The sequence below is a fragment of the Subtercola vilae genome (genome assembly GCF_004923255.1).
Taxonomy (GTDB): Bacteria; Actinomycetota; Actinomycetes; order Actinomycetales; family Microbacteriaceae; genus Subtercola; species Subtercola vilae.
Genome location: NZ_QYRT01000086.1, coordinates 1 through 3,943, shown reverse-complemented (window position 1 = coordinate 3,943; position 3,943 = coordinate 1). Strand labels below are relative to the sequence as shown.

Genomic DNA, 3,943 nt, shown 5'->3' with positions numbered 1-3,943 from the left:
CATGGTGGGAGGAGCTTCACAGGTGGTGCTCAACCACACCGATCATGGTGCTGAACGACGCAAACCAAGCACCTGAACAACGGTGCTCACCCGCATCAAAAGCGGTGCCCACAAGAGCGGATACTCACCAGTGCTCGGTGATATCCGTCAACCACACCTGGTTCGGTTCCGTCGCGGCCGTAATGAAATCGTGCGTCACTCGGCCTTTGTCGTCCGTCACACCGAGCAGATCATCGTGGACAGCGGGACCCGGCCTGTTGCCCTTCCCCCGTCGCCGGTAGTGCGAGGCCTGCAGCCCCGCGACCCTGGAGAGTCGCCAGACCCGGTTTTCGCTCGCAGCGATCCCGGCATCAGCGAGCTCATCCGCAAGGAACCTGTATCCCAACGTTGGGTCGTCGCCGTGGATCTCTCGCATCACATCGATGACGTGCGCGTCGTCCCAGTCCCGCCTTGATACCGGGTCCCGCAACCACTTGTAGTACCCCTGAGTTGAAAGGTTCAACACCCTGCACGCCACCGCGACCGGCACCCTGACAGGGGCACCGGTCGCAGCCATTTCACGGACGAGCGGGAAGACTATTTTCCCGGCAGGTTCGCCTGCGACAAATACGCCGCCGCCCGGCGGAGAACCTCGTTCTCCTGCTCGAGCAACCGGATCCGTTTATTCGCCTCACGCAGCTCCCTACGATCCGCGTCGTTAGCGCCCGGACGGTTACCGTCCTCTATATCGGCACGTTTCAACCAGTTCGATAACGTGCCCTCGGAGATCCCGAAGTCCTTCGCGATCTGAGACGCGTTGCCCTGGCCCTTCCGGACCACCGCCACGACATCATCGCGGAACTCTTTCGGATATGCCTTTGCCATGACTGACATCCTTCCAGCGAGAATGAAATCTCACAGGTCAGGTGACAACCAAACCCTGGGCAGACCCAACGACCCGCGTCAGCCCGTCATCGGAGCGGTAGATAAAAAGTAGGGCCTCTCAGCCAAACGCTGGGAGGCCCTACTTCTTATCTACTTTCAAACTTGGAAGGTGAGGTGGGTATGTTCGGATGACAGGGAGAGCGTTGCAGTCAAATCGATTGGTGGCGTTCGATCGAATGCTAGGTCTATCTGTCCGGCGAAGGGGCCGCCTCCGGAACTTATCTGAACGTAATTTGCCGTCATGCCTTTGGCATCGCTGAGCGTGAATTGCTCAGCCATAAGGGCTGGTCGCTGCGTCTCGCGATGCCCGGTCGGACGCATTTCGTTGCTGCGGAGGCGAATGAGAATAAAATCGTCTGTCACTTCGACCAATTGCAGCTGCAACGTCAGGCCGGTTTGGGTCAAAACCCTTAACCCCCTCCTCACCGGTGGATCCAGGTTTAGCGAGATGCTCGAGCGTGGCTCTTGGCTGAGTCTGCTATCTGCGTCCGACGGGCGTCGGTCGACGCGAACCCGTATAGAAAATACGAGAGGCCCAAGATGAGAAGTGCGCCGGGCATTACGAGCGTAACTCCGGGTGTGGAAAAAAACAGCCCAACCTGGGTAAGCCCGGTCAGCGTCGGTACTGTCACGAGCGTGAAGCACAGAGCTACCGCAAAAAGTATCCAGCGCGAAACTCCGCGAAGAATCTTCGCATGCGCCACTACGATTGCGGCTGCGAAGGCAGCAAGCGCGAACAGCACGATAAGGCTGTCGCCTACCGCGACAGCCAGTGAAATATTTGTGAAGGGGATGGCCGAAAAAACGATCAGGAGCAGGCTTCGAGCTCCGAAGAGAATCAGTGCGCTCCGGCTGATCAGCGAAGCCCCAGTTATTCCCGACTCGCCCCTCGCACCGATTGCGAGGACGATGATCGCAGCCAAAACGACAACAGCCGAGACCAAGGCGGGGGCTGTGCTGGTGAGAAACGAAGGGGTCTGGGCGCTGGAGCCAAATAGCCAGATCACCGCACCAAGCGCCAGGCCGGCGCCGCCAACCATTGTTGTGACACGAGGGCGGATGAAAGTAGAGGTGTTCATGGCTTCTTTCGCTATCTCAATCAGCACCGAATTTCTCGAAGATAGCACGCCCCTCAAAAGCGACACGGATTGTCAGCAAATAACAATTACTTGGTCACACTACCCCCGATTGGGGGTAGTGTGAAGATGTGCCGTGGGGGTGGTTCGGGGTGAGCGCGACACCTGTCGCGCGAAAAATTGAATAGGAACTGAATGATGCAAAGACGCAGAATTGTTCCGTTTTTAGCAGTGCCGATTATGGGTGCTGCGCTGCTGCTGGGTGCGAGCCCAGCCAACGCCGCGTCAGCGCCCACAAGCGTTAGCCAGGGTCGTTTGAGAAAAGGGACCTTGAACTACGGGAAGCGGCTACGTTCTGCCGGAACGGCGTCGTTCGATGTTCAATTGCGTAGTACGAGCGGTGCGGTTCTCTGCAACTACCCGCATCCGGCATCATCAGCAGTGGCTGGCTCCGCGAGTCATCACGGAGCAGCGGCCACCCTGAACCGCCGCACAATTTCAGGCATCTGAACCATCCACCCCATTCAGACCGCCGACCGTTCACCGAACAAGACACCACAGACACAAAAGCGAAGACCTAAACGTACGCCAAGCTCCTTTTTCTCAAACGCCCCCAACCTGGACCACCCGGGAACAGCTACGGATCGCGATCGTGACCTGGATCGAACGGACCTACCACCGCCGACGCAGACAGCCCCGCCTGGGCCGTTTGACGCCCATCGAATTCGAGGCCACCATGAGCACGCCAGCCGCGTTGGCTGCGTGACTAGAAACTGTCACCTACTCGTGCAGCAGACCCGGTAGATACGTTCGCGGATACTCCTATTGAATGGCATAACACGTCCGGCGGCTGGAATGTTGGCTGGTCAGGAAACCACGCCTGGGTCGATTATCCCTGCGGAGCGGGATATAGCTCGCCGAACTGCATGAACGGGACCTTCTACGGCGCCAATAACTGGTCCAACAACAAGCCGTATTAGGCTTCAAACCTCTAGCGACGGGAAACATCACATGCTGCAGAAACGATATTCGATACCGCTGATTGCGGGTCTCGCCGCCCTCGCGATCGCCGGAGGAGTCAGCGCGGCGCTGGCCGCACCAAGCCCGACACCTGCGGCAACCTCGACGGTCAGCCCCTCTACGGCTACCTCGACCCCCGACGTACCCGTGGCTGCTCCGGCCACCAACGGGCCGGTCGCCACCGGCAAGCCCGATCTAGCCAGCATTTCCGACGGCAAGCCACCTACCCCAGATCAAGTTCTTTCTCTCATCAAGGGGAACGCGATTGAGTTCCCTCAGCTGACGGCGAGCTACGTGAAAATCACCACGCTGGGTGATCTTTCCCAAGTGTTACAAGCTCTACCCGGCGGATACACCCCTGATCAGAAAGTCATCGTCGCCACCGGTATAGGCGCCTTCGTACCCCAATTCGGCCGAGACGGCCAAAAGATGACGTGGGGCGCGATCATGGTCGATGCTGACACCGGCGGCATGATCGGATCATTCTCGCAGCCAGGAGATGTGCCTACCGCGCTCCTGCCGTAACCGTCTGTTTTCTTACAGGCTGATCGTCAGCGTGCGCTTGCCGGTGGGGTCTTCGACGCATGAGTCTCTTACACGGGTAAATCCGCGTCTTTCGTAGAACCGTCGTAATCTCGGGTTGTCGGCCGCGCAGTCAAGCCGGACCGACTGCTTGCCGTCCCCTCTCGCCCGCACCTCCACCCAGCTGAGCTGTCTGCCGCCCAGGTTATCCCCACGGTGCGTTGAAGAGACTGTGAGGCGATGCACGTACGCGGCAGAGACCTCGGGGTCAGCGCACGAAACGGAATAAATAACACGGCGGATTCAAGCAGTGATTGCACCACTTACTCTGTGGATGGTGTTGATCGATATGTCTGGACGGTTCTCCGAGCGAATGCTCCCTGACGTCGTTACGAAGCTGT

6 protein-coding genes and 1 pseudogene are annotated in these 3,943 nt (G+C 58.7%); 2 read left to right on the top strand and 5 right to left on the bottom strand.

Annotated elements, in window-relative coordinates; translation table 11 throughout:
• Positions 1-124: 124 nt before the first annotated feature.
• The 4 genes from D4765_RS18855 to D4765_RS18840 all read right to left on the bottom strand — a co-directional run bounded on the left by D4765_RS18855 (position 125) and on the right by D4765_RS18840 (position 2,030).
• Positions 125-556 carry an IS3 family transposase gene (locus tag D4765_RS18855; RefSeq protein WP_136643845.1) on the bottom strand — a complete coding sequence of 144 codons (432 nt, stop codon included), beginning with the start codon at positions 554-556 and terminating at the stop codon, positions 125-127.
• Positions 557-576: 20 nt separating this feature from the next.
• Positions 577-864 (bottom strand): transposase, encoded by a 288-nt coding sequence (locus D4765_RS18850; protein WP_161580502.1) that lies wholly within the window; start codon positions 862-864, stop codon positions 577-579.
• Positions 865-1,020: 156 nt separating this feature from the next.
• Positions 1,021-1,329, bottom strand: a complete 309-nt coding sequence (locus tag D4765_RS18845; RefSeq protein ID WP_136643843.1) for a hypothetical protein — start codon at positions 1,327-1,329, stop codon at positions 1,021-1,023.
• 35 nt (positions 1,330-1,364) lie between these two features.
• Complete coding sequence (locus tag D4765_RS18840; protein ID WP_136643842.1) at positions 1,365-2,030, bottom strand: hypothetical protein; 666 nt, start codon at positions 2,028-2,030, stop codon at positions 1,365-1,367.
• A 589-nt stretch (positions 2,031-2,619) separates the two neighbouring features.
• Here D4765_RS18840 and D4765_RS19520 point away from each other — a divergent pair.
• Together D4765_RS19520 and D4765_RS18835 are read left to right on the top strand one after the other, a co-directional pair.
• A pseudogene (locus D4765_RS19520) lies at positions 2,620-2,766 on the top strand (IS3 family transposase); the annotation flags it as partial.
• Positions 2,767-3,011: 245 nt separating this feature from the next.
• Positions 3,012-3,545 (top strand): hypothetical protein, encoded by a 534-nt coding sequence (locus D4765_RS18835; protein WP_136643841.1) that lies wholly within the window; start codon positions 3,012-3,014, stop codon positions 3,543-3,545.
• A 12-nt stretch (positions 3,546-3,557) separates the two neighbouring features.
• Here the strand turns inward: D4765_RS18835 and D4765_RS18830 are convergent, their stop codons facing one another.
• The gene (locus D4765_RS18830) at positions 3,558-3,788 is read right to left on the bottom strand and encodes a GNAT family N-acetyltransferase (RefSeq protein ID WP_237280568.1); all 231 of its coding nucleotides are present in this window, start codon (positions 3,786-3,788) and stop codon (positions 3,558-3,560) included.
• Positions 3,789-3,943 lie beyond the last annotated feature (155 nt).

Bases quoted from the DNA above. Each gene is read 5' to 3' on its own strand.
- D4765_RS18855 (WP_136643845.1), bottom strand. From the start codon at position 556: ATGGCTGCGACCGGTGCCCCTGTCAGGGTGCCGGTCGCGGTGGCGTGC.
- D4765_RS18835 (WP_136643841.1), top strand. From the start codon at position 3,012: ATGCTGCAGAAACGATATTCGATACCGCTGATTGCGGGTCTCGCCGCC.
- D4765_RS18850 (WP_161580502.1), bottom strand. From the start codon at position 864: ATGGCAAAGGCATATCCGAAAGAGTTCCGCGATGATGTCGTGGCGGTG.